At 50.1% G+C, this 24,680-nt stretch carries 29 protein-coding genes; 21 read left to right on the top strand and 8 right to left on the bottom strand.

The window, feature by feature from the left end; translation table 11 throughout:
- Window positions 1–28: 28 nt before the first annotated feature.
- Complete coding sequence (locus DRJ53_RS19105) at window positions 29–376, bottom strand: hypothetical protein (RefSeq protein ID WP_155523228.1); 348 nt, start codon at window positions 374–376, stop codon at window positions 29–31.
- 329 nt (window positions 377–705) lie between these two features.
- Between DRJ53_RS19105 and DRJ53_RS19100 the strand changes: the two genes are divergently transcribed.
- The 14 genes from DRJ53_RS19100 to DRJ53_RS19035 all read left to right on the top strand — a co-directional run bounded on the left by DRJ53_RS19100 (window position 706) and on the right by DRJ53_RS19035 (window position 14,065).
- Window positions 706–1,053: a hypothetical protein gene (locus DRJ53_RS19100; protein ID WP_114237271.1), complete on the top strand. Its 348-nt coding sequence runs from the start codon at window positions 706–708 to the stop codon at window positions 1,051–1,053.
- A 274-nt stretch (window positions 1,054–1,327) separates the two neighbouring features.
- The gene (locus DRJ53_RS19095) at window positions 1,328–2,962 is read left to right on the top strand and encodes a SulP family inorganic anion transporter (protein ID WP_114237270.1); all 1,635 of its coding nucleotides are present in this window, start codon (window positions 1,328–1,330) and stop codon (window positions 2,960–2,962) included.
- A 74-nt stretch (window positions 2,963–3,036) separates the two neighbouring features.
- Complete coding sequence (locus DRJ53_RS19090) at window positions 3,037–3,672, top strand: carbonic anhydrase (protein ID WP_114237269.1); 636 nt, start codon at window positions 3,037–3,039, stop codon at window positions 3,670–3,672.
- A 188-nt stretch (window positions 3,673–3,860) separates the two neighbouring features.
- Entirely contained in the window at window positions 3,861–5,003 is a 1,143-nt protein-coding gene (locus DRJ53_RS19085) for a glycoside hydrolase family 130 protein (RefSeq protein WP_114237354.1), read from the top strand.
- Window positions 5,004–5,110: 107 nt separating this feature from the next.
- Complete coding sequence (locus DRJ53_RS19080) at window positions 5,111–5,404, top strand: TFIIB-type zinc ribbon-containing protein (RefSeq protein ID WP_114237268.1); 294 nt, start codon at window positions 5,111–5,113, stop codon at window positions 5,402–5,404.
- 69 nt (window positions 5,405–5,473) lie between these two features.
- A complete protein-coding gene (gene gldA / locus DRJ53_RS19075) occupies window positions 5,474–6,388 on the top strand; it encodes a gliding motility-associated ABC transporter ATP-binding subunit GldA (RefSeq protein WP_114237267.1) in 915 nt (304 codons plus the stop codon).
- A 21-nt stretch (window positions 6,389–6,409) separates the two neighbouring features.
- Window positions 6,410–6,640 carry a hypothetical protein gene (locus tag DRJ53_RS19070; RefSeq protein ID WP_114237266.1) on the top strand — a complete coding sequence of 77 codons (231 nt, stop codon included), beginning with the start codon at window positions 6,410–6,412 and terminating at the stop codon, window positions 6,638–6,640.
- A complete protein-coding gene (locus DRJ53_RS19065) occupies window positions 6,637–7,083 on the top strand; it encodes a PIN domain-containing protein (protein WP_114237265.1) in 447 nt (148 codons plus the stop codon). The genes DRJ53_RS19070 and DRJ53_RS19065 overlap by 4 nt, the downstream gene beginning before the upstream one ends.
- Window positions 7,084–7,246: 163 nt before the next feature.
- Window positions 7,247–8,530 carry a phosphopyruvate hydratase gene (gene eno, locus DRJ53_RS19060; protein ID WP_114237353.1) on the top strand — a complete coding sequence of 428 codons (1,284 nt, stop codon included), beginning with the start codon at window positions 7,247–7,249 and terminating at the stop codon, window positions 8,528–8,530.
- A 166-nt stretch (window positions 8,531–8,696) separates the two neighbouring features.
- The gene (locus DRJ53_RS19055; RefSeq protein ID WP_175580769.1) at window positions 8,697–9,011 is read left to right on the top strand and encodes an FtsB family cell division protein; all 315 of its coding nucleotides are present in this window, start codon (window positions 8,697–8,699) and stop codon (window positions 9,009–9,011) included.
- A gap of 125 nt (window positions 9,012–9,136) precedes the next feature.
- Window positions 9,137–9,367 (top strand): hypothetical protein, encoded by a 231-nt coding sequence (locus DRJ53_RS19050; protein WP_240040750.1) that lies wholly within the window; start codon window positions 9,137–9,139, stop codon window positions 9,365–9,367.
- 92 nt (window positions 9,368–9,459) lie between these two features.
- Window positions 9,460–10,137, top strand: a complete 678-nt coding sequence (gene nth / locus DRJ53_RS19045; RefSeq protein ID WP_114237263.1) for an endonuclease III — start codon at window positions 9,460–9,462, stop codon at window positions 10,135–10,137.
- A gap of 176 nt (window positions 10,138–10,313) precedes the next feature.
- Window positions 10,314–12,641 (top strand): hypothetical protein, encoded by a 2,328-nt coding sequence (locus DRJ53_RS19040; RefSeq protein WP_123893699.1) that lies wholly within the window; start codon window positions 10,314–10,316, stop codon window positions 12,639–12,641.
- Window positions 12,642–12,934: 293 nt separating this feature from the next.
- Complete coding sequence (locus DRJ53_RS19035; RefSeq protein WP_114237261.1) at window positions 12,935–14,065, top strand: cellulase family glycosylhydrolase; 1,131 nt, start codon at window positions 12,935–12,937, stop codon at window positions 14,063–14,065.
- A 101-nt stretch (window positions 14,066–14,166) separates the two neighbouring features.
- Here DRJ53_RS19035 and DRJ53_RS19030 read toward each other — a convergent pair whose 3' ends face one another.
- The 3 genes from DRJ53_RS19030 to DRJ53_RS19020 form a co-directional block, all read right to left on the bottom strand.
- Window positions 14,167–14,388 carry a hypothetical protein gene (locus tag DRJ53_RS19030; RefSeq protein ID WP_114237260.1) on the bottom strand — a complete coding sequence of 74 codons (222 nt, stop codon included), beginning with the start codon at window positions 14,386–14,388 and terminating at the stop codon, window positions 14,167–14,169.
- Window positions 14,389–14,505: 117 nt separating this feature from the next.
- Entirely contained in the window at window positions 14,506–15,081 is a 576-nt protein-coding gene (locus tag DRJ53_RS19025) for a type 1 glutamine amidotransferase domain-containing protein (protein ID WP_114237259.1), read from the bottom strand.
- A 62-nt stretch (window positions 15,082–15,143) separates the two neighbouring features.
- The gene (locus DRJ53_RS19020; protein ID WP_114237258.1) at window positions 15,144–15,401 is read right to left on the bottom strand and encodes a hypothetical protein; all 258 of its coding nucleotides are present in this window, start codon (window positions 15,399–15,401) and stop codon (window positions 15,144–15,146) included.
- A gap of 127 nt (window positions 15,402–15,528) precedes the next feature.
- On the opposite strand from DRJ53_RS19020, the gene DRJ53_RS19015 reads away from it, so the two are divergent.
- The 6 genes from DRJ53_RS19015 to DRJ53_RS18990 all read left to right on the top strand — a co-directional run bounded on the left by DRJ53_RS19015 (window position 15,529) and on the right by DRJ53_RS18990 (window position 18,923).
- On the top strand, window positions 15,529–15,894 hold the full coding sequence (locus DRJ53_RS19015) for a hypothetical protein (protein WP_114237257.1): 366 nt from the start codon (window positions 15,529–15,531) through the stop codon (window positions 15,892–15,894).
- Window positions 15,895–16,033: 139 nt separating this feature from the next.
- Window positions 16,034–16,243, top strand: a complete 210-nt coding sequence (locus DRJ53_RS19010) for a hypothetical protein (RefSeq protein WP_114237256.1) — start codon at window positions 16,034–16,036, stop codon at window positions 16,241–16,243.
- Window positions 16,244–16,333: 90 nt separating this feature from the next.
- Entirely contained in the window at window positions 16,334–16,849 is a 516-nt protein-coding gene (locus DRJ53_RS19005) for a hypothetical protein (RefSeq protein ID WP_114237255.1), read from the top strand.
- 197 nt (window positions 16,850–17,046) lie between these two features.
- Entirely contained in the window at window positions 17,047–17,721 is a 675-nt protein-coding gene (gene tsaB / locus DRJ53_RS19000; RefSeq protein ID WP_114237254.1) for a tRNA (adenosine(37)-N6)-threonylcarbamoyltransferase complex dimerization subunit type 1 TsaB, read from the top strand.
- Window positions 17,722–17,843: 122 nt separating this feature from the next.
- Window positions 17,844–18,176, top strand: a complete 333-nt coding sequence (locus DRJ53_RS18995) for an ArsR/SmtB family transcription factor (RefSeq protein ID WP_114237253.1) — start codon at window positions 17,844–17,846, stop codon at window positions 18,174–18,176.
- Between the two features lie 66 nt (window positions 18,177–18,242).
- Complete coding sequence (locus tag DRJ53_RS18990) at window positions 18,243–18,923, top strand: rhodanese-like domain-containing protein (protein WP_114237252.1); 681 nt, start codon at window positions 18,243–18,245, stop codon at window positions 18,921–18,923.
- A gap of 75 nt (window positions 18,924–18,998) precedes the next feature.
- Here DRJ53_RS18990 and DRJ53_RS18985 read toward each other — a convergent pair whose 3' ends face one another.
- The 4 genes from DRJ53_RS18985 to ispG form a co-directional block, all read right to left on the bottom strand.
- The gene (locus DRJ53_RS18985) at window positions 18,999–19,454 is read right to left on the bottom strand and encodes a GNAT family N-acetyltransferase (protein ID WP_114237351.1); all 456 of its coding nucleotides are present in this window, start codon (window positions 19,452–19,454) and stop codon (window positions 18,999–19,001) included.
- A 37-nt stretch (window positions 19,455–19,491) separates the two neighbouring features.
- On the bottom strand, window positions 19,492–20,394 hold the full coding sequence (locus tag DRJ53_RS18980; protein WP_114237350.1) for a lysophospholipid acyltransferase family protein: 903 nt from the start codon (window positions 20,392–20,394) through the stop codon (window positions 19,492–19,494).
- A gap of 109 nt (window positions 20,395–20,503) precedes the next feature.
- Window positions 20,504–22,102: an L-aspartate oxidase gene (gene nadB / locus DRJ53_RS18975; protein ID WP_114237251.1), complete on the bottom strand. Its 1,599-nt coding sequence runs from the start codon at window positions 22,100–22,102 to the stop codon at window positions 20,504–20,506.
- A gap of 155 nt (window positions 22,103–22,257) precedes the next feature.
- Window positions 22,258–24,348 carry a (E)-4-hydroxy-3-methylbut-2-enyl-diphosphate synthase gene (ispG, locus tag DRJ53_RS18970; RefSeq protein ID WP_114237349.1) on the bottom strand — a complete coding sequence of 697 codons (2,091 nt, stop codon included), beginning with the start codon at window positions 24,346–24,348 and terminating at the stop codon, window positions 22,258–22,260.
- A 32-nt stretch (window positions 24,349–24,380) separates the two neighbouring features.
- On the opposite strand from ispG, the gene DRJ53_RS21355 reads away from it, so the two are divergent.
- Entirely contained in the window at window positions 24,381–24,536 is a 156-nt protein-coding gene (locus tag DRJ53_RS21355) for a hypothetical protein (protein ID WP_155523227.1), read from the top strand.
- Window positions 24,537–24,680 lie beyond the last annotated feature (144 nt).

The raw sequence follows: 24,680 nt of genomic DNA, 5'->3' as shown, positions 1-24,680 counted from the left end.
GCCCATAAAGGTAAATGCAAAATTTGCACTAACCCAGGTTGGGAGGGGGACAATGAAACTCGGGGTGGAAAGAAATGTAAGGATGGGCAATATGCCACTTTTCGTGTGCCAGCAGCGGCTGCCCGTAGGGGCAGGGTTGCTGTTGCTCGTGCAGGTATTCTGATAAGGTGTTGATGCCCGACTCGGCCCGTTCTTCGGTAGCACTCTGTAGCGGCGCATCCTGCTGGGCAGCTTTATCTTTTTGCAAATGCTTGGCGGCTGCCTGCCTGTCGGCATACACAAAAGGCGTGCTGATGGTGAGCCATAGCAATGCAGCCAGCATCAGCAGGGCAGATGCAATGGCGCCGTTTGTTGCATTGTTTTTATGGGTTGCCATGAGCATGGAGCAAATGTTGAATAAACAATTTCGGCGCAAAAGTGTTCATTATAGACCAGACTTTTTTATTTGATACGGTTAAAAAATAGTTATCTGGCTATATTTTCTTTTATGTCGCAGACGTAAACATTTTTGTCCCGAAATGGTAAAGAAGATAAAAAAATGGGTTCTTTGACCTGATCCGTTTGTAATTCAGCACCAGCATCTATATTTTTGCGACGATCCAAAACATTTGGGTCTGGATAAACGAACACCAAATAAGATTTGTCCGCTCGGCAGTAGATTTAGTTTCCATTTGCTGAAACCACTGTTGTAGCTTTACAAAGCCGATGCAAGCAAAAAATAATACATACGATAACGTGCTGAAGCGGTTTCACAGCCTGCTGATGATGGTGCTGCTCATGTGGCTCACCGTTAGTACGCCGTTTGTATACGAGGCGCAGCAGGACGTCTTGGTGTCGCAGGGCATAACCGATGAGGAAGTGCCCAACCCCCTGACCAATACCAACGAAGAACGGGTTGAAGCCGGCGGCAGCAACCTTTCGGAGTACCTGCACGAGCCCCACCAATACCAGGTACCTTCCAACACCATCGAGCTTACTTATAAATGTCACCCCGACGATTTATACTCTGCATTTCATCCTGAACTGCTTTCTCCCCCTCCCGAACTTGGGTAATATTGCTGTAACACACGCTGCTGCTTTGTTGTAAGCGTGTTGGCCTGCTGTGCGCCTGCACCGTTTCCCCGATACTTTTTGTATTGTAATGGCCGTCTTGATCTTTCAGCAAAAAAAATATATAGCCTGCTGCGCATGCTGTGGCTCCCTAACTAAGGTGATGGTACTGCATTTGTTGGCATAAATGGGTGATGGGCCTTGCCCCTGCCCGGGTAAACATGCTAGTGCAACCCGCCTTAGTGTGCATTGAAATCATTACATAAATATCATAGCGATGGCTCAACGTGTAGCTTCTGTATTTAAAAACCTCCGGTCGGACATTCCTTCATCCGTTGTTGTATTCCTGGTGGCCCTGCCCCTGTGTTTGGGTGTGGCCCTGGCATCTAATGCACCCTTGTTCAGCGGCCTTATTGCCGGTATCATTGGTGGTATTGTTATTGGCGCATTGAGCGGATCGCAGCTTAGTGTAAGCGGCCCGGCGGCTGGCCTTACCGCAATTGTGGCGGCAGCAATTTTAAACCTGCCTTCATTCGAAGCCTTTTTGCTGGCGGTAGTGCTCTGCGGTTTTTTGCAAATGGTGCTGGGTTTTATCAAAGCCGGTGTTATTGGCGATTATATTCCCAACAGCGTGATCAAAGGCATGCTGGCGGCCATTGGCCTCATCCTTATCCTCAAACAGTTTCCGCACCTCATTGGTTACGACGCGGATTATGAAGGCGATGAATCGTTTGTACAGGCCAACAACGAAAACACATTTACCGCTATTGGTCATGCACTGAAAGCCATTACGCCGGTGGCGCTGCTCATTGGTGCGGTATCCCTGATTTTTCAATTTGCATGGGAGGCATTTGTATCCAACAAAAAAGGTTTTGTACGCCTCATACCCGCACCGCTGGTAGTGGTGCTGGTGGCAGTAGGCATTAACTTGGCGTTTACAGCAAATGGCAACGGCCTCGATCAAAGCCATATGGTAAACATCCCGGCGGCGAGTTCTGCAGGCGAGTTTCTTTCATTTTTTACTTTCCCCGATTGGAGCCAGGTAACCAATTCCACAGTGTGGATTACGGCAGTAACGCTGGCACTGGTAGCATCGCTGGAAACCTTGTTGAGCATTGAAGCCATCGACGACCTTGACCCATACCAGCGGGTTACCAACAAAGACCGCGAACTGAAAGCGCAGGGCGTGGGTAACTTCCTTTCGGGCCTGATTGGTGGCTTGCCCATTACCTCGGTAATTGTGCGGTCATCGGCCAACGTAAACTCCGGCGCCAAATCAAAAGCATCTACCATCATGCATGGCTTGTTGCTCCTGTTGTGTGTGGCGTTGATCCCGGTGCTGCTCAACCAGATTCCGCTGGCCGCACTGGCTGCCATCCTCATTTTTACCGGTTACAAACTGGCCAAGCCGAGCCTGTTTAAAATGTATTACAAAAAAGGCTGGGACCAGTTTCTGCCTTTTGTTATCACCATCATTGCCATCCTGCTCACCGACCTGCTGAAAGGTGTGTTCATCGGCATTGGCGTGGGTCTTATTTTCGTACTCCGTACCAACTTCCGCAGCGCGGTGCTGGTGGTGAACGATGCCAGCAATTATTTGTTCCGCCTGCGCAAGGATGTTTCTTTCCTCAATAAGCCCATCATCAAAAACCGCCTTGAAGAAGTGCCCGAAGGTGCTTCGGTATTGATTGATGCCAGCAGGGCCGATTTTATTGACCGCGATGTTATTGAGGTAATTGAAGACTTTATGCTGCATGCGCCGTTGAAAGACATTCGCGTGGAGCTGAAAAGGAGCCAGTACCGCGATCAGGGTTTCAATAACCAGTTGCTGGAGCGCAACAGCGAATTTGTAAAGCTGGTGCGTACCCACGAAAAGACCATTGAGCCCGAGCCGGAGATGCAAAAGCTTTAATGAAAAAGCGCCATTGGCGCAACTGCAGCATTTGATTACAATAAAAAGATTGGAAATTTAATAAAAGCAAACACATGCATTCATACGAAAAACTGTTGTTAGAAAACAAAGCCTGGGCCGCAGAAAAAGTAACCGAAGACCCCGATTATTTTAACCGGCTTGCAGAGATTCAGACACCCGAGTTTTTGTGGATTGGTTGTAGCGACAGCCGCGTACCGGCCAATGAAATTACCGGCACCAAGCCGGGTGAAATTTTTGTACACCGCAATATTGCCAACATGGTGGTTAACACCGATACCAACCTGTTGTCGGTACTGGATTATGCAGTGATGCACCTGAAGGTAAAACACGTAATTGTGTGCGGTCACTATGGTTGCGGCGGCGTAAAAGCAGCCACTACCAACACCGACCTGAAGCTGGTGCTGAACATGTGGCTGCGCAACATTAAAGATGTGTACCGCATTCACCGCGATGAACTGGATGCACTGCCCGAAGGCGATACCCGCACCAACCGGTTGGTAGAGCTGAATGTGCAGGAGCAGGTAATGAACCTGGCTAAAACTTCCATCATTCAGCGGGCATGGAAAGAGCGCCAGGCACCCGCCCTGCACGGATGGGTATATGGTTTGAAAGACGGCATCATCAACCCCGTTTTTGAAATGAAAGCCGGCACCCACATCGATCCGCTGTACGAGTTTAGTAACCTATGATCAATCGATAAATAGTAACAACGCAAGGCTATAAACCTTGCGTTGTTCGTTTTACAGCAATCCTATTGTATGGTGCATTTGGTTTTGCAAAAGCCGGCTGTGAGAACCGTTCTGCAATTACTGCTGCTGCATCAGTTGGCTGTACAAATGCGGTGTTTTCATTATCTTCTGCTTACATAAACAGCTATATGATACGCTTTGCCTTTTTATTCCTGTTGCAAGCCGGCGGTTGTGCATTTGCCCAACAATTGCCGCCCCGAAATACACAGCAATGGGCCTTGCTATCGTTTGTAAAAGCAGATAGGGCCAACCCTGTTTTGCAGCCCGATGCTTCCCTCCAGTTTACAGATCCTGTGTGGAACAAGCCAGTGCGCTGGGCGCAAAAAGATGTATTCAACCCGGCAACAGTAGTAAAAGGCGATACTGTTTTTTTGCTGTTCCGCGCCGAGGATACCGTGGGCCGGCATGCAGGCGTATCACGCATTGGGCTGGCCTGGAGCACCGATGGATTGAAGTTTACCCCATTTCCCGAACCGGTGTTTTTCCCGCAGCCTGGCAAGTTTCAGCAGTGGGAGTGGGAGGGCGGTTGCGAAGACCCACGTGTGGTGCAGGATTCAAGCGGCCGCTACATCATGACCTATACAGCCTATGACGGTAAAACCGCAAGGCTGATGGTGGCTACGTCGCCCGACATGCGCAGCTGGACCAAACACGGGCCTGCATTTAAAAATGCATTTGGCGGCAAATACATCGACAAGTGGAGCAAATCGGGTTCGATAGCAGCGCTGTACCACGAGGATGGCCGGATTGTAGCCGAAAAACTGGGCGGAAAGTACTGGATGTATTGGGGCGATGTAAACATTTGGGCCGCCACATCGGACGACCTGGTAAACTGGTCTCCCGTGTTGTATAAAGACGGCGAACAACGCGAAAAAGATTTGCGCCACAATGCGCCGGAAATAGCCGAAGTAAAAACTGTTGTTGCGCCGCGTAAAAAAAAGTTTGACAGCGACTTGGTGGAGCCCGGGCCACCGGCCATGATCACTGATTATGGGATTGTGCTCTTGTACAATGGCCGCAATGTGCCCAGCATTGGCGATGCAGCTTTGGCGGAAGGTACTTATGCTGCGGGGCAGGTGTTGTTGAATAAAAGCGATCCCACCAACGTGTTGCAGCGGCTCGACCATTATTTTTTACGGCCCGAAAAGCCGTATGAAATTACAGGTCAGGTGGCGCATGTTTGTTTTATCGAAGGCCTGGCCCGTTTCAAAGGCAAGTGGTATTTGTATTACGGCACAGCCGATTCTAAAATTGCGGTAGCTGTTAAATAACGATCAGGATTTAAGAAGTTTTGCTATAATGCAGCATACCTAAACTATTCGTGCAGATCGTTGAATGATTAGATCATGCACATCATCTTTAACCAAAAAAATAGAATATGAATTGTCCCAATTGCAACGTTACCCTGGTCATTGCCGATAGGCAGGGCATTGAAATAGATTACTGTCCGCAGTGCCGCGGTGTGTGGCTCGACAGGGGCGAACTGGATAAGATCATCGAACGCTCAGCAGGCTATACCCGTGCACCGGAAACCGGCGATTTTAATAATGCCTACAAGCCCGATCACCGCGATCATCCATCGCAGCATCAGCAACCTTATTATGGCAACGATCCCAAGTACCGCCATAAAAAGAAGAAGGGTTTCCTGTCCGACTTTTTCGATTTCGATTAAACACCATCTGGGGCAGCGCCCCGGTAATGGCTAATTGGCTACATTAGCAAGCCAAAAAAGATCAGCAGCATGGCCATTGAAGTAAATGGATTGACCAAATTGTACGGCACGCAGCGGGCGGTAGACGGTATTTCGTTTTCGGTGTCCAAAGGTGAGATCGTGGGTTTTCTGGGGCCAAACGGCGCCGGAAAATCCACCACCATGAAAATGATTACTGGCTACCTGCAGCCTGATGGCGGTACAGCAAAAGTAAGCGGCATCAATGTGGCCGAAGCGCCGCTGGAAGCGAAGAAAAAAGTAGGCTACCTGCCCGAATCCAATGCGCTGTACTACGACCTGTATGTGCGTGAATACCTCCATTTTATTGCTGATGTGCACGGTGTGGCCGATAAAAAGGGCCGCGTGGAAGCGGTGATCCAAACCGTTGGTCTTACGCCGGAAAGCCGTAAAAAGATCGGGCAACTTTCGAAAGGATATAAACAACGGGTAGGCATAGCCGCAGCGCTGTTGCACCAGCCCGAAGTGCTGATCTTGGACGAACCCACCAGTGGCCTCGATCCTAACCAGATCGTGGAGATACGCCAGGTAATTAAAGAACAGGGTAAGGATAAACTGGTGCTTTTTTCTTCGCATATTTTACAGGAAGTAGAAGCCATTTGCGACCGGGTGATCATCATCAACAAGGGCAAGATTGTAGCGGACGAACAATTGGCTACGCTGCGCCAACGTTCCAGTTCCAATTTTGTATCGGTAACGTTTAAAGAACCGCTGGAGTCCGAATGGATGCGACGCCTCAATGGTGTGCAAAAGGTTTATAAGCTGGAAAACAACAGCTGGCGCCTGGAAACCGAAGCACCCGAAGCCGTACGCAAAGCCGTGCTGGAACTGGCGCTGCAACATAATCTTTCCATTGTATCGCTGCACAGCGAAAGCGGCAGTTTGGAAGAAGTGTTCCGGCAACTGACTGCCCCAAATAATGGGTAAATTTGGAAAAAAGCACACCGTATGGAAGCACGGAAAAAATACGAGGAAGAGATCTTGCAAAAGGTACATCGTTTGCCCGATGAGCAGTTGCCGAAGGTGGTGTCGATGTTGGATAAACTGCAAGCAGAAGCAGGCAGCGAAGTAAAATATTCCGATGCCATCGAAAGGGCATGGGGCTTACTGTCAGACGGCCTTTCCTCAAGTGATGCGTTTGCAATGCGCAAACAAGAAGAAAAAGAACTGGACAAATGAGCAACCCGATGGAGCACAATGCTGCAGAAGGAGCAAGCTATGTTTTAGATGCATGTAGCCTGATTGCGCTGATACGGCGTGAGGCCGGTTCTGACCGGGTTGCCATGCTGCTGCACCAGGCGGAAAAAGGGACGGTGCATTTGTTTGTACACCGCGTCACCCTTGCCGAGGTATATTATGATGTTCTTCGCTCATCGGGGAAAGAAAAAGCTGATGATGCTTTGGCTGCACTGGAAGCTTTACAAGTTGCAGTGAGTTATGACCTCGACATTACATTTATACAAACCCTGAGCAAATACAAGGTGGCGCACAAAATCTCTTTTGCCGACGCTTTTGTATTGGCCCTGGCCGAAACCCAAAACGCCACGGTCGTTACCTCCGACCGGCACGAGTTCGGCCCCATTGAAGAAAACGGGATATTATCTTTTTTGTGGATACGCTAATCCGCACCCAAATCCTTTTCTTTGCACACCGGCTTTGCCGGCACATGAGCGGAATGGATGACTTGATAATTAAAACACTTGTTGTTGATGATTGTCAGGCATTGCTAACCCGAAATACGATTGCTTGCACCTTAAAAATCGTAAATTAAAAAACCGAAAAAGAATGAGCTACATCGCCGAGATCTTTGCCCGACAGATCCTTGATAGTCGTGGTAACCCAACTGTAGAAGTAGATGTTATTACCGATGACGGAGCTATGGGCCGCGCCGCGGTGCCCAGCGGTGCATCTACCGGTATTCACGAAGCCGTAGAGCTGCGCGACGACGATAAAAAAGTATATGTAGGTAAAGGCGTACTGAAGGCTGTAGAAAACGTAAATAAAACCATTGCCCCTGAGCTGGTAGGTTACGATGTAGCCGACCAAACCGGCATCGACCAATTGATGATCGGCCTCGACGGCACTGACAATAAAGGGAAGCTGGGCGCAAACGCTATGCTGGCCGTATCGCTGGCCGTGGCCAAAGCTGCTGCCGAAGAAGCCGGCCTGCCCCTGTTTCGCTATGTAGGTGGTACCAACGCCAAAACGCTGCCCGTGCCGATGATGAACATCCTGAACGGTGGCGCACATGCCGACAACAAGATCGACTTCCAGGAATTTATGGTGATGCCCGTTGGCGCTTCTTCTTTCTCCGAAGGCCTGCGCTGGGGTGTTGAAATTTTCCATGCCCTCAAAACCGTGCTGAAGAAAAAAGGCTACAGCACCAACGTAGGCGATGAAGGCGGTTTTGCCCCCAACATCGGCTCCAACGAAGAGGCCATTGACACCGTGATGGAAGCCATCAATGCGGCCGGCTACAAAGCTGGTTCGCAGGTGTTCATTGCCATGGACGCAGCCAACAGCGAGCTGTTTAAAAACGGTAAATACACCTTCCATAAAAGCGACGGCAAAACCCTGAGCTCCGATGAACTGGTGAAATACTGGGAGAACTGGGTGAACCAATACCCCATCTGCTCCATTGAAGACGGCATGGCCGAAGACGATTGGGAAGGCTGGAAAAACCTGACCGACACCGTGGGCAAACGTGTTCAGCTGGTGGGCGACGACCTGTTTGTAACCAACGTAACCCGCCTGGAGCAAGGCATTCAAAGAGATATTGCGAACGGCCTGCTGGTAAAAGTAAACCAGATCGGTACGCTGACCGAAACCATCAATGCCGTAACCATGGCCCAGCATGCCGGTTACAACACCATCATGAGCCACCGCTCCGGCGAAACCGAAGACAGCACCATCGCCGACCTGGCCGTGGCCCTGAACTGCGGACAAATTAAAACCGGTTCTGCTTCCCGCTCCGACCGTATGGCCAAATACAACCAGCTGATCCGCATCGAGGAACTGCTGGGTGCATCTGCCTACTACCCCGGCGCTAAGCTGAAGTTTGGCAAATAAGACTAGTTGATAGATGACAGTTGGTAGTTGATAGGGAACAGCTTTTTGCTGCAACTTTTCAACTGCCAACTGTTTTTTTATGCCCAATCTAAAAATTGTTGGATGTTTGCACGTGTCGGCTGTTTTACTGTCAACTACCAACTGCCAACTTATCTTTCAACGTTCCATGAAATTCATCTCCAACATACCCTCATTTGTTTACAACAAATACCTGCTCACCGGTGTGGCTTTTACCGTATGGCTGGTGTTTTTCGATCGCAACGACCTGTTTACCCAACGCGAACGCCGCATGGAGTTGCGGGCACTGGAGCGGAGCAAACAATATTATAACGACCAGATTATCACCGAACGCAAAGTGCTGGAAGACCTGCAGAACAACCCGGCCGCCATTGAAAAATATGCGCGGGAACGCTACGGAATGAAGCGTGACAACGAAGACGTGTTCCTGATCGTGGCGCCGGAAAACAGCGAAACGGATTAACCAATACTCAAAAAAGTTACGCGGCAGCGCCGGTGCAATAAAATAGAACAGGGCTCGTTTTAAAATGCGGACGGAACATTATTCTTTATCAATTCGTACCCCATTCCGGATACTGTCACACAATTATGAGCCTTTTTACCCCTGAAGATTTGCTGCTTTACCTGTACAAAGAAACTACCCCTGAACAAACCGCAGCCATTGAGCTGGCTTTGCAGTCCGACTGGACGCTGCGCGAAAAACTGGCCGTGTTGCAAACCTCTAAAACACGCCTCGACGCCCTTGTAGAAACGCCCCGCACCGAAGTGGTACTCAATGTGCTGAAATATGCGGCGACCGGCGAGAAAGTGAGTCATTAGTCTGGAGTTTATAGTTCGGAGTTAGCAGTAAAAAATATCGCTGACTTTGAACTCAGAACTGCAGACTTTGAACTATTACACTAATTTGCCGCATGACGCGTAAGGACCGCTTCCAGTTTGTGATCGGTTATTTCCAAACATTCAAGCCGGAAGCCGAAACAGAATTGAATTTCGAAAACACCTACCAGTTACTGGTAGCCGTAATTCTCTCGGCACAATGCACCGACAAGCGGGTGAACATGCACACCCCCGAGCTGTTCCGGCACTACCCCGATATCAAACACCTTTACCAAGCCGAATACGACGACGTTTTTGCGTTGGTGAAAAGCATTTCTTTTCCCGGCAATAAGACGCGTCACCTGCTGGGCATGGCCAAAAAAGTAACTGAAGACTTTGGCGGCGAAATACCGATGACTGTAGAAGAATTGGTACAACTGCCCGGCGTAGGCCGTAAAACCGCCAATGTCATCACCTCCGTGGTGGATGGGCAACCCAATATGGCGGTCGATACCCATGTGTTCCGGGTGTCGGCACGGCTGGGCCTGACCGTAGGTGCAAAAAATCCATTGCAAACCGAGCTGCAGCTCATCAAATACGTGCTTAAAGAGCTGGTGCCCAAATTCCACCATTGGATCATCCTGCACGGCCGCTACACCTGCGTGGCCCGCAAGCCCAAATGTGCCGAATGTGGCCTGAAGCCTGCTTGCAAATTTTTCAGCAAGCTTACCCGGCAGGACAAAGAAGCACTGGGCATTATCCCCGTTGCTTAAATTTCTCCTTTTTTTAATTGTTTTCCGGCCAAATGGAGGTGTGGGCGGCGGTCAATGCCATTCTTTGGCGCAGAGGTTGATTGTATATATCTGGCAAAATGTAGTCAAAACTGCTGCACGCCATTTATATGAATGTAATTTCCCGAAAACACGCCGGCATAAACAGCCTTTTTTCCTTGCAGCCACTTGTGGCGGCCCTGCGAAAAATGGTGGCCGATGGCAAGCCGGGTACCCGAAAACTATACGAACACCTGTTGCAGGAACTGGACGCCGTGCCCCAATTGGAACACCCCACGGCCGATACGGCGGCCCTGGCCGAACACGAAACATTGCTCAACTCGGTACTGGCTTCGCTTTTTCCGCCCGCCACCGGCGAGCAGGAAGGTATTTATGCCGTTTCGTACCCGTTTCACAACCAGGTGGTGTATGCCTCCGAGCCATTCCGCGCCATATTTCTGCCGGGCAGCACCGACAGCATCAACGTTTCCGGCACCGAGGCCAATGAAACCATTGGCCGCTCTTCCATGCAGCTGGCTTATAATCTTATCCTGCGCCGCTTTTACAACCAGCAAATTCCCGCGGTTGCTTCATCGGTGCACACCATACCCGATAGCGAAACAGGCCTGACCCGCTATTTGGAGTTAAAACTCAATGCAGGTTTTGTATCGGTGCAACTGGCCGATAAGAATTTTGCATTGCCCAAAAATATTTCGGCGCAAAGGGCGCTGGATGTTGAAGAACTACGGACCATATTGCCCCTGGAGCATTTCCAATTTGAAGGGTTAGTGGTCATTGAAGTGGCTGATGTAACCGGGGAAGAAGTAATTGCAGCCATTAAAAATTCGCTGCTTAACATCAACGCAGCCGCCGACGGCACCGTGTATGCAGGTTTTGGCGAGCATGTGCGAACGCTGGTTGGACTGCCTTCCATCGAGGTGGGCATCACGCCGTTTTTCCGGATGAACGATTTTTCCCTGTTTGCAGAAACTTATTTCAGCCACAGCCTGTTGCTGCGCAATGGCGCCGAGGCCGATAAAGCGGCACGTTTTAGCCGGCTGGCAGGCAATATGTTTCGCAATGCGGATCAGCCGGTTTTGTACAGCCAGTTTGTAGTGGAAAATAATGGCGGCGGGCTGTTGCAGGCTTATTACGAGGCCGGTGCCCGCAGCCTGGTACTTTGCCCGCTCAAATGCGATGATGGCGAACTGATCGGGCTTTTGGAACTGGTTTCTACCGAACCCGGCACGTTGCGGTTTGAACACCTCAAAAGGCTGCAGCCCGCCATCCAGTTGTTTGCGCTGGCGCTGGACAAACATGCCGAAAACCTGGAGCTGCAAATAGATAAAACCATCAAGGAACATTTTACCGCCATACAACCGGCTGTGGCGTGGAAATTTACCGAGGCGGCATTTAACTACCTCCAACGCCAGCAGGCGCAGGATTCGGTGAAGATGCAGTCCATTATGTTTGAAAATGTGTACCCGCTGTACGGTTCTATTGATGTACGCAATTCATCGCTGGAGCGCACCCATTCCATCCAGCTCGACCTGATGGAACAGCTGACGCAGGCCAGCAATGTGCTGGAAATTGCTGCGCAACAATCGCCGTTTCCGCTGCTGCGCGAAATACAGTTTAAAGTGGAGCAATACCTCGCCAACACTTCCGATACGTTGCTGTCGGATGATGAACTGGTGATCTGCGATTTTCTGCAAGGCGAACTGCACAACCTGTTTCGCCACTTGCACGAAACACGCCCCGACCTGCAAAAACAGATCGACGCATATTTTGCCCTCCTCGATACACAGCGCGGCATGGTGTACCATCACCGCAAAAAATACGAGGACAGCATTACCCGCATCAACGATATGCTCGACCGCTTTATGGATGCAGAGCAAAAGAACGCACAACAGGTGTACCCGCACTATTTTGAACGCTACATCACCGATGGCATTGAGTTCAATATTTACGTGGGGCAAAGCCTGGCGCCCAATGCGCCGTTCGATGAAATATATGTACGCAACCTGAAGCTGTGGCAGCTTACGCTGTTGGCCCGTGCGGCCCGCCTGAGCCATGCGTTGGAAAAACGTCTGCCCATGCCGTTGCAAACCACGCAGCTTATTTTGGCGCATTCCATTCCGCTGTCTATTTCATTCAGGCGCAAGGAACGCAAGTTCGACGTGGACGGAGCCTACAATATCCGCTACGAGATCATCAAAAAACGGATCGATAAAGTACACCTGAAAGACAGTGAAGAACGCCTGACACAACCCGGTAAAGTGGCCATTGTTTACTCGCAACAAAAAGAGCTGCAGGAGTACGAAGAATACGTGCAGTTTTTGCAACACGAAGGCCTGCTGGGCGAACAACTGGAGCACCTGGAACTGGAAGACACACAAGGCATCAGCGGGCTGAAGGCTTTGCGGGTGGATGTGATCTTTAACCAGGACAGCAACGGGCAAAAAGAGGCCGTTGCGCAGCGCCTGGAAGTGCCTGCCCCGCAGTAATAAGTTTAACTACATAAAATATGCCTCGCAACAGTGAAAACCCTTATTCAGCAAGGGTTTTCGCTTTTTGGCGCCTTTGATGGACGCTTACTATTCCTACCCATTTTTACTGCATCTTTTACGGTAAAATGCGGCAGCTTCGTCGTTGATTTTTCCTCCTCGTCCGCTCTTTTCGGCGCTTCACCGATTAATTGACACCTTAACACTATTTAAGGAGGTTGTAATATGACTTATGAGCTTATTTTGAGTCATAAACAAAACTGAAAAACACCCAGTTTCCAATCATCCTGGCTATGGCAACAAGTACAACACCTTCCCTTACCGCACACGATCCGGAACTCATTCACAAATGGTCTGAAGAAAAGGCCGCCGCATGGGCGCAAAAGCATGGCTGGCTGGTGGGCTGCAACTATGTGCCGCACACCGCAATCAACCAGCTTGAAATGTGGCAATCCGATACATTCGATCCGTTCCTGATTGATAAAGAATTGGGTTGGGCCGAAGACCTCGGCTTCAATACCGTACGGGTATTTCTGCACCACCTGCTGTGGCAGCAGGATCCTGCTGGTTTCCTGGAGCGCATCGACCTGTTTTTGGGCATTGCCCACAAACACGGCATCAAAACCATGCTGGTATTGTTCGATGCCGTTTGGAACCCATACCCCGTGCTGGGCAAGCAGCCCGAGCCCAAACACAACGTACACAACTCGGGTTGGGTGCAGTGCCCCGGTTACGATGTGCTGAACGACCCCACCCGCTACGACGAGCTGCAAAGCTATGTAGAGGGCATTGTAACCCATTTTAAAGACGATGAGCGGGTGTTGATCTGGGACTTGTACAACGAGCCGGACAACATGAACCTGGCGTCGTACAACGATCAGGATTACAGCCAGCACAAGGCCGAACTGTCAAGGGAGCTGCTGCGCAAATCCATCATCTGGGTTCGTGCCATCAACCCGTCGCAGCCCATTACCATGGGCCCCTGGCAGGAAGACTGGAGCGAAGCTGCCCGCCTTACCCGCATCGATGACTATATGTTCTCGCATTCCGACGTTATTTCTTTCCACTGCTACCGCGATAAGGATGTAATGGAAAGCCATATCAATACCCTGAAGCGCTACAACCGACCCATGATGTGCACCGAGTACATGGCAAGGCCTTTTGGCAGCACCTTCCAGGATATTTTGCCGGTGTTGCAAAAGCACGGCGTGGGTGCTTACAACTGGGGTTTTGTGGCAGGTAAATCGCAAACACATTGCCCATGGGATTCGTGGCAGATTACGTACAACAACGAGCCGGAACTGTGGTTCCACGATATCTTCCGGTCCAACGGCGAATCTTATGTGCCTGCAGAAGTAGCATTTTTAAAGTCTATTCTGAAGCAAAAGCAGGAAGTGCCTGCAATGGCCGAAATGATGGCGTAAGACAGCATTTTTACTGAGCTTTTTTTTATAAAAAACAAATGGTCCTGCTGACATCAGCAGGACCATTTGTTTTTAGCATTGCGCTACGCAAAAAGGAAAGATCAGGGCGTTCTTTCGCCTTGCTGCACATCGCTTTCGTCTTTTTGCCGATTGTTATTTCCTGCTCTTTGTTCTTCCGCTTCATTGAGCATATTGCTCATCGGCTGATTGTTATTGGTGTTGAGGTTTTGGCCGCCATCGCCGGTTGTAGCCGTATTGTTTTGCTGGCCTTCCTGGTGCGGATGGTCTTGGTGGTTTACATTGGGTTGTTCTCTGTTGCTCATAAAATAAGGTTTAAAGGTGATTGGGTGAATGGGCAATGGTGAATGGTGAATTGGCAAAAGAGATTGGTTGTTGTATCCAGCCTTTTATTTACCATTCACCACGCACCATTCACGTTTTTATGCTGTCGTAAACTGTCCCGTGGTATCATGCTGGCCTTCGCCAATTTCTTCCAGCATTTTGCGGTTAAATGCATCGAGGTCTTTGGGGCTGCGGCTGGTAACCAGGCCATTGTCTACCACCACTTCCTCATCCGACCAAATAGCACCGGCATTTTTCAGGTCGGTTTGAATCGAAGGATATGAAGTCATTTGGCGGCCGTTGATCATGCCGGTTTCTACCAACAGTTGCGGCCCGTGGCAAATGGAGGCCAGCGGTTTGCCCTGTTCCAAAAAGTGTTGTGCAAACTGGACGCAGGCTTTGTTGGCCCGCATAAAATCGGGGTTCATCACGCCGCCGGGAATCACCAGCGCATCGTAATCTTCCGGTTTCGCGTTCTGCAGCGGTACATCTACCGGCACTTCAATGCCCCAATGATCATTATCCCATGCTTTTACTTTTTCGGTTTGCGGCGATACAATGTGCACCGTGGCACCTGCCGCTTTCAACGCCTCCAATGGGCTGGTCAGTTCTACTTGCTCAAATCCATTTTCTGTTAGAATAGCCACTTTTTTTCCGGAAATATTCCTTGCCATTATTGTTTGTTTTATAGGTTGATCTGTTGAAAAAATAAACGTTGCGCTTTACCTACGCCTGTTTATTGCCGGGGCGGTTGGCCGGGCACTTTTCTGTTCATACCGGTATCATACACCGAGCCTTGGCCTGGTGTGGAATCGGGGTTGTAGATGTTGTTGTTGGTAGTGGGTGTAGAGTCTGCACTGCTATTGCCCAATGGCGCATTTGCAGAATCCTGCACCGTTTTAAGATCGTATGTACGATCGCCTGCGCCTGCATTGTCGTTGCCGCAGGCCGCCAGTATCAATGAAGCCGTGCCAAATATCCAAAGCTTTTTCATAGCCGATTTTTTGCCATACGCTTCAAATCTTCTGCCAGCTTTGGCCTCCACGCCTTACTGCAGCGTTGTGGCATGCCTATTGTCGGCTTTAAATTGTATATTTATTATATTAACCAAAAGGCCTCCTTTGAAATCATTTTTACTCTTTTTGTTTACTTTTTTGCTGCTGCAATCAAATGCGCAGCCAAAAACATCCGGCGGCCTGCCGCCCGGCAGGTACGAAACGTCGGTAAAACCCGGTACCAGTAAATGGGAGCGGGGCGATATTATTTTACTGGACGACAACCGTTACCGCATATCCACTTCCGAAGAAATAGGCGAATACCGCGTCAGTGTGGCGGCACAGCGAATTATGTTTACTAGTGGGCCGCTGCGGGCCGTGTATGCCAAAGTGGTGCAGCAGGGCAAAAAGCCGGCTATCGAGTTGCCTTTCGCCGAAAACAGCCACCAGCACCTTGCTACTGCCGATATTGTAGCGGTGTGGAAACAATAGTAGATTTCGGATTTGGGATTTCGGGTTTCGGAACCTGTGCAGCTGTAATCGCCTCTGCTGTGCCATATCCGAAATCCAAAATCGCTATTCCGCAATCCCGGTGGCCTTTTTTTTGCAACCATCGCCCTAAAAAGCGGAAATGAATTTAAAAAGGGTATTTGGCGTATTACTTACTTTACTAGGTATTGGCGGGTTGATTTATGCGGCCGTGCTGTTTATGAACTCAGAGGGATCGGGCAAACAGATTAAAGCCCTGATCGTGTACGGCATTTTGGGCGCCGTTTTCTTTTTTACCGGCATCGGGCTCATCCGCACCACCCACGACGAAAGCCAGCCCCCGGTGCGCTGATTTTTACCAACATCATAAAGTTTTTGCATTGCTTCCGGCGCCACACTGGCCTGCCGGGCTGGTATGCATTTTCAAAAAAGGAATGAACCAATGCGTATTCAACTGTGTTTATTTTCTGTAGGCCTGCTGTTGCTCACTGAATGCGGCGGGCCGGCCAATGAGGCGGCAATGGGGAAAGATAGTTTGGGCGGAAGTAGCGTGCATGGCCAGGCGCCGGCTAACACCGGGGTACTTTCAGGGACGCCGTTTGTGCTGGCGGGTTGTTATGAAATGACGATCAAAAGGGACACCGCTTTTCTTTCGTTGCAAGTAGAGGACACGCTGGTTTCCGGAAAGCTTAGATACGACTGGCATGAAAAAGACGGCAATGTGGGCACCATTAAAGGCGTGCTGCGCGACAGCCTGATCATTGCAGATTATACATTTGAATCGGAAGGGTTGATTTCGAACCGCGAGGTGATTTTTAAAATAGAAGACGAAACGCTGCTACAGGGATTTGGCGAACTGGTAGAACGCAATGGTGGATATATGTTCCAGGATCGGTCGCAACTGCAGTTTATGAAGAGCACACCGTTTGTAAAAATAGATTGTCCCGAAGGCGAATAATTGAACACCAAAATAGTAGGATTTAGGTACGCAAATATTTTTCAAAGTTTCTGTGCAAAAAATGCTAATGGTTAACCCTTACCATTATGCGATAAATTATGTAGTGGCCGTTTTTAATTGTAAACACACTGATAAAAATCAGTCACATATAGTCATTAAACATCACGCTATTGGCATTCCTTCTTTAATTTGCTTCCGTGAGCCTGATCCTGCATATCGACACTGCAATTGACACTGCTTCTATTTGTCTTTCCGACAACGAGCAAGTGTTGTTCTCTGCGCAAAACACACAAACACGTGAAAGTGCAGGATGGCTGCAACCAGCCATTCAAAGCATGTTGCAACAAGGCGGTATTTCATTACAACAATTGCAGGCTGTTTCAGTAAGTGCGGGTCCCGGATCGTACACAGGGCTGCGTGTAGGCATGGCTTCCGCAAAAGGATTGTGCTATGCACTGAACATTCCACTCCTTACAGTAGATACGCTGCAATCCTTGGCTGGCGCGGCTTTGCGCCAGGTGTGTGATGTAGATGCATTGCTGTGCCCCATGATCGATGCACGCCGCATGGAAGTGTTTACGGCTATTTATGACCGTGAGTTGCAGGAAGTGTTGGCGCCTACCAATTTGATTGTAGAACCAACGAGCCTCGATGAATGGTTGGATCAACACACCGTTTATTTTTTTGGCAACGGAAGCAATAAAGTAAAAGATGTATTGCAGCATGCACATGCGCAATTTATAGAAGTGCACAGCAGCGCTACACATTTGGTACCGTTGGCTTATCAGCAATGGATGCAACAACAGTTTGCACCATTAGCATATGCCGAACCAAAATATGTGAAAGGCTTTTATTCGCCACAGCCACGTTAATTAATGCTTAACTAAGTCTTTTCTGTATCTGAAATGAGCAAGAATACTTACAAGCAGCAAAAACAAAGTGTAAATTATACATTTACTGTATACATTTGTATCACGTGTTAAGAGAGAAAAATATGAACAATGTTTTAAATGAAAATCCTGTGGCTGAGAACGTTGAATTAAAGATTGACGTACTGCAGCTAAAGAAAGCTGCTCTTATTTTAAGGGCGATCAACCACAAGTTGCGCCAGCAGATCTTGAAGTTGTTGCACCAGAATGAGAAAATGACCGTTACCGAAATTTACGTAAAGCTGCGCCTGGAGCAGTCAGTTGCATCACAGCACCTGGCTATTCTGCGGAAGGCTGGTTTTGTAAATACGGTTCGCGACGGCAAGTTTATTTTCTATTCGGTGAACCACGACCGCATGGATCAGGTGCACAGCTTTGTGTACGAGCTGTTGAAATAAGCTGCTTTCTTCAACGCACATGTCTTTGATTGCAATGGGTTACTTTTGCCGTCAAAGACATTTTTTATGCCCGCAACGCTGCAATCGCTTTCCATCACCGCATTCAAACAAGCTGTTGACGCAGGTGCCATTATTGTAGATACCCGCCCGGCTACCGTGTTTACTGCGGGTTTTGTACCTGGCTCCATCAGCCTGGGTTTGGAAGGATCGGTGGCCGAATGGGCCAATGCACTGCTGCCGCACCAACAGGCTTTGGTGCTGGTAACAGATGCGGGCAGCGAAGCAAAAAGCGCCGACCTGCTGGCTGCCGAGGGGTTTACAAAAGTGCTGGGCTACCTTGAAGGCGGTTACGAAGCCTGGCAGCAAAGTGGCGAAGAAATAGACATGATCATTGATGTGGAGGCCGATGAACTGGCCATGGACCTGCCTTTTGATGAGAACATCGTGGTGCTGGATGTGCGCCGCCCGGCCGAGTTTGCCGAAGGCCATGTGGTGGATGCGGAGAATGTACCGCTTGATGAAATGGCCGACCTCGTAAACATTGCCAACATCGAAGAGGAGCAAAACGTGTACATCCATTGCCGCAGTGGTTACCGCAGCGTTATTGCTGCATCGCTGCTCAAGCGGCAGGGCATCCACAACATCCGCAATGTGCTGGGCGGATGGAATGCCATCAAAGCCGAAACAAGAATTAAAACCGAGAAAAGCGCTGCGGGCGACACCAAAAGCACCGACACGCCGGAATAGCTTTTAGTTGATAAAATTAATGGAGCGGGCAAACGGCGAAAGCTGTTTGCCCGCTTCTTTTTTTGGCGCAGTCGTTTATTGCTGTGGCAATGTGTAGTAAAAATGTACTACTTCCTCTTCTTCGGTGGGTTTGGTGGCGCGGTAAAAAAGAAGCGCATGTGCATCTACTTTATCGGCCTGCACAAACACTTCTTCAAAACCTTGCTGCCGGCAATATTCATTGGTGGTGTCGATGAGTTTTTTGCCAATGCCCATGCGTTGATATTCGGGAAGTACGGCCAGGTCATAAATATAAGCCAGCGGCTTTTCGGCGTAATATTGGTCGAGCACATAAAAGGTAAGGCCGCCAACAACGTTGCCATCAACACTGGCAACAACGGCAAAAAAATGATCACGAGATAAAACGGATTTCAGGTGCGCATCTGCAGGCATCCTGAAGTGGGCCATCTCAAAACTGCGTTCAAACACTGCAATGAGGCCCTTGAACGCAGTAAGGTTGTTGGCATCAAGTATTTGAATGTTTACCGGCACAGCAAAAGCATTTGTTTGCTTAAATATAAACAACACACTACGAAATAGAATCCTGCTGTGGTGCAGTAAGCAGGCCGTATTCGGGCTTCCACTGGTGTTTCCAGCGGCGGTGGCTCCATAGCCACATTTCCGGGTCCCGCGTAATTGTTTCTTCAAGGTAGGCAATGTAGCGCCGGGTCAGTTCGCCTTTGGGCAGGCTGGCCGGGTCGGCTTCGGCTAAAAAGAAATGACCTTCGTAATAGCCGCGGCGTTTTTTGGTAAAATGCCCAAACACCACCGGGATGTTGCCGATGCGGGCACCGTTTTCGGGCCCGGAAACAAAAGGCGTGGGCCTGCCGAAAAAAGGCACCCAGTAACAGCCGCGACGGGTATCGCCGGGGTTTTGGTCGGCAATCAGGCCCAGGGCATATTGCTGGTCGCGGTAAGCCAAAATGGACCGCCGCATATCGTTTGCCGGCAGCAGCACCGTACCTGTGCGGGAACGCATTTGCATAAAAATGCGGTTCACCGCTTTGTTTTGAATGGGCTGATAAACACCCAAAAAAGTAAACGGAATATTCAGTGCCACCCCAAGGTTGGCCAGTTCCCAGTTGAAGTTGTGACCGGTGTGGATCTGTATTTTTTTACCCTGCGCAAACAGCTCTTCAAATACCGTGTAATCGGTTTTAAAATGCCGGTTGATAAACGCCGGAGAAGCGCTGATAAACTTGATGGTTTCAATGAACGTGTCAGTGAAATTGCGGTAAAATTTGCGGGCAATTGCCTGCCGGTCGCTTTCGGTTTTTTGTGGAAATGCAATGGCCAGGTTGCCCAATACTACCTTTTTGCGGTAGCCCATCAGGTGATAAATAACCAGGTAGGCAAAATCGGACAGGAGGTACAACACCCGCAGCGGAAGGAGCGAAAGCAGGTACAAAAAGCCATAAAGCACATAATACATACTGCCGGAATTTGGGTCCAAAACTGCTTGAGGAAATCTGCCGCAAAAGTACCGGCAAAGTTTTACAATGCGGGCCCCGCCAAAAACCGCGGCAGTTTTGCGCAGTACCTTACAGCACGATGTTTTGCGTCAGCTCCGATTTTTGGGGGAAATCGGTGTTGAAATGCAGGCCGCGGCTTTCTTTGCGGAAAGCGGCACCTTTAATAATCAGGTAGCCCACCGTGATCATATTGCGCAGCTCCAGCAATTGCGGCGACACTGTAGTGCCCTGGTACAGGGCTTCAGTTTCTTCAAACAGGAGGTCGATGCGTTTGATGGCCCGCTCCAGGCGTACCGTATTGCGTACAATGCCCACATAATCGCTCATCACCTGTTGCAGTTCTTTCAGGCTTTGCGTAATCAGGATCATTTCATTGGGGTCGGAGGTGCGCTCTGCGTTCCAGTCGGGGATCTGGGGCATCTGCTCGTTGTTCTGCGGGTTGTTTACCGCATCCAAAAAACAGCGGTGGGCAAACACCATTGCCTCGAGCAGCGAGTTGCTGGCCAGTCGGTTGGCGCCGTGCAATCCGGTCGATGCACATTCGCCGCAGGCATACAGGTTACGGATGGACGTGCGGCCCCACTCGTCGGTTTTGATGCCGCCGCAACTGTAGTGCGCTGCAGGCGCCACGGGTATCATGTCTTTGGCTACGTCGATACCAATGGAAAGGCATTTTTCGTAAATGTTCGGGAAGTGCTCCTTAAACTGCTCAATCGGCATGTGCCGGCAATCGAGCCACACATGCTCGGTACCGGTGCGTTTCATTTCGCTGTCAATAGCCCGGGCCACAATATCGCGGGGCGCCAGGTCGCGGCGCTCATCGTAGCGTTCCATAAATGCTTCACCATCCACGTTGCGCAAAATGCCGCCATCGCCACGCACTGCTTCGGTAATTAAAAATGCCTGTCCGCGGGTGCCTGCCTGGTACAGCGCCGTGGGGTGAAACTGGATGAACTCCATGTTTTCGATGCGGCCTTTGGCGCGGTACACCATGGCCACGCCATCGCCGGTGGCAATAACGGGGTTGGTGGTTGTGCGGTACACCTGGCCATTGCCGCCGGTAGCCAGCATGGTTGTGGGGGCCAGTATTTTTTCAATGCGGTTGCTTTCTTCGTTCAGCACATACACGCCATAGCAACAAATATCAGGAGTGCTTTTGGTAACCAGGTAGCCCAGGTGGTGCTGCGTAATGATGTCGATGACAAAACAATGCTTGATGAACTCCACGTTCGGTGCCCGTTCAATGGCTTCGAGCAGGGCCCGTTCAATTTCCCAACCGGTAATGTCTTTATAGTGCAGGATGCGGAATTCGGAGTGGCCGCCTTCACGCCCCAGTTTGTATGAGCCAGAATTGTGCTTGTCGAACTGCGTGCCCCAGTCGATGATTTCCTGCACACGGGCCGGGCCTTCTTTTACCACAATCTCCACCACCTTGCGGTTGCACAGGCCGTCGCCGGCAATCAGCGTATCCTCAATGTGTTTGTCAAACGAATCGTTCTCCAAATCATTCACCACCGCCACACCGCCTTGTGCATACTTGGTGTTGGTTTCATCGGCCGATGCCTTGGTAATGATGGTTACTTTTTTGTGGGGAAACTGTTGCGCCACTTTCAGTGCGTACACCAGGCCGGCAATGCCGGAGCCAATTACAAGAAAATCTGTTTGCATGTAGTAAGGGGTCAGTGTTCTGATGTGGAAAGTTAAGTCATTTGGCTGCGTTTGCGCAGCTGCTCATGGTCTTGTCTAGTGCAATAACACCATAAAAAATGCGTGCAACGAAAATGCCTAACCGAAATTTTTGTTGCAAGCAAATGGATCGTTGTTTATACTTGTGCCAGTTGTGGCTCCACCCATGCACCGTGCTCTTTCAGTAGCCCGATCAGTTCCTCCACGGCCACTTCGCTGGGTACATTTCGTTTCACTACTTCTTTGCTTTTATACAAGGTAATCTTGCCCGGGCCGCTGCCTACATAGCCAAAATCGGCGTCGGCCATTTCGCCGGGGCCGTTTACAATACAACCCATGATGGCAATCTTCACGCCTTTTAAATGGTGTGTTACCGCACGGATTTTTGCCGTTGTTTCCTGCAGGTCAAACAAGGTGCGGCCGCAGGAGGGGCATGAAATATATTCGGTTTTGGAAATGCGGGTACGTGTGGCCTGCAGTATTGAAAAAGCCGTGTTGTTGATGAATTGCTCCGGCGTTGCATTTTGCAAATAAGTACGTGCCGCAGGCAAATCAAAAGCCGTTGCTTGCGCCCCATTTACCGACTGCTCATAACTAGCCGCCAGCTGGCTGTAACTGCTCATGGTCATGCCAAAACAAACGCCGTCGCCAAAGCCTTCGAGCAGCAGCGCACCGGCTTCGGTGGCAAAATGAATGAGGTGTTCATCGGCCGTGCCACCGTTGCTGTCCACCAGCAAAATGGCGGGGTTTTGAATGCCGCGATGGGCCAGCTCCACAAACATGCGGCGCACTGCCTGCATGGCATTGCTGCGGGTGCTGCTCAGGCACAAAACAACGGTCGAATCGTTGGCTAGTGCATCGAGGTAGGTATAATCGTTGAGGGTAGTGGCGTCGTTGTAGCAATCCACCATCACAAAGTTCAGTTCAGCACTGCGTGCTGCTGCGGTGGCAAAGCCGCTGTCCTGGAACAGCGGAAGATATTTGGCTTCTTCAGTACCGCTGGTTGTTGCAAAATGTTCCGCCCAGGTGGCTGGAAATACCAACACTTTCAGCGTGCCGGGCAGGGCAAAAGGCAACACCTGGTGACCGGTAAAAACATAATCGGCCGCAGTATCGGCAATGCTCCATTTATCCGAAACGGCATCATAAGTGTAGCCAATGCTGCGCAGGCTTTCCGGTGTAATTTGTTCCAGCTTGCTCAGGTCGGCAATTACCACCGGCACCTGCTGGCCGCCAATATTGCCTACGGCAAATGTGCCGCGGCGACGGTAGTTGAACGGATCGTAGGAAAGCTGTTTGATGGGCGGCACCGGTACTGCTGCAATTGGTTGCTGCATGCCGGTTGCCGGTTCGTATTTTTTAATGAGATCGCGGCACACAGGTATCTCCAGCTCCGGATCTTCCGTCAAGGATACGCGGATGGTGTCGCCCAGTCCATCTTGCAGCAGCGTGCCAATGCCCACTGCACTTTTAATGCGGCCGTCCTCGCCATCGCCGGCTTCGGTTACGCCCAGGTGCAGCGGGTAGCACTCGCCAAACTCGTCGTGCATTGTTTTTACCAGCATTCGGTATGCCTGAACCATTACCTGCGGGTTGCTCGACTTCATGCTCAGCACAATGTTGTGGTAAGCGTGGCTGCGGGCAATGCGCAAAAACTCCATCGCACTTTCCACCATGCCCATCGGCGTATCGCCGTAGCGGCTCATGATGCGGTCGGAGAGGGAGCCGTGGTTGGTGCCAATGCGCATGGCCGTGCCGTGCTCTTTGCAAATATTTACCAGCGGCGTAAACCGCTCATAAATGCGCTCCAGTTCTTCGGCATAATCCGCATCGGTGTATTCGATCAGCTCGAATTTCTTTTTATCTACATAATTGCCCGGATTCACCCGCACTTTTTCTACAATGCGGGCCGCAATTTCGGCAGCGTTGGGGGTAAAATGAATATCGGCAACCAGCGGCGTGGTGTAACCGCGGCGGCGCAGTTCGGCCTTGATGTGCGCCAAATTTTCCGCTTCTTTTTTCGAAGGCGCTGTAATGCGCACCAGCTCGGCGCCGGCTTCAATACAGCGGATGCTTTGCTCCACGGTGCCCAGCGTGTCCATGGTGTCGGTGGTGGTCATGGTTTGCACCCTTATCGGGTGGCCGTTGCCCAGCAGCAGGTCGCCAATGCGCACCTCGCGGGTGGCCAGGCGGCTATATTCGGTAAGGCTTGCAGTATATGATTGCATCATGTAATGTGCAAATTTGAAAATATGCGAATTTGAAAGTGGCAGAAAATGGCGGTGTCAACAGCCATCCGGTTTTTTACCAAAATGAACAATGCGGTGCAAAGTTAGTTCAGTATGGGAAAGGGCCGGTTGAAATGTGCCCAAAGGTTTTTGAAATGGAATTTCCTGTGGAGCGCAATATTTTTTGACAAAACCTAAAAGCAGTAGGAGCCGCCGAAACGAGTTCGGCATGATTGTCATGATTTATCCAAAAATTTTTTAAGCTGCAGCGGGTCGTTTTTCTTCATACTTCCGGCCCTTAGTCACTACCGAAGCTACGCGCAGCAGAATTT

The organism is Paracnuella aquatica (assembly GCF_003332885.2).
Classification (GTDB): Bacteria; Bacteroidota; Bacteroidia; order Chitinophagales; family Chitinophagaceae; genus Flavisolibacter; species Flavisolibacter aquaticus.
Note: the sequence above shows the minus strand (reverse complement) of the source record. Positions and strands in the feature narration are given on the sequence as shown.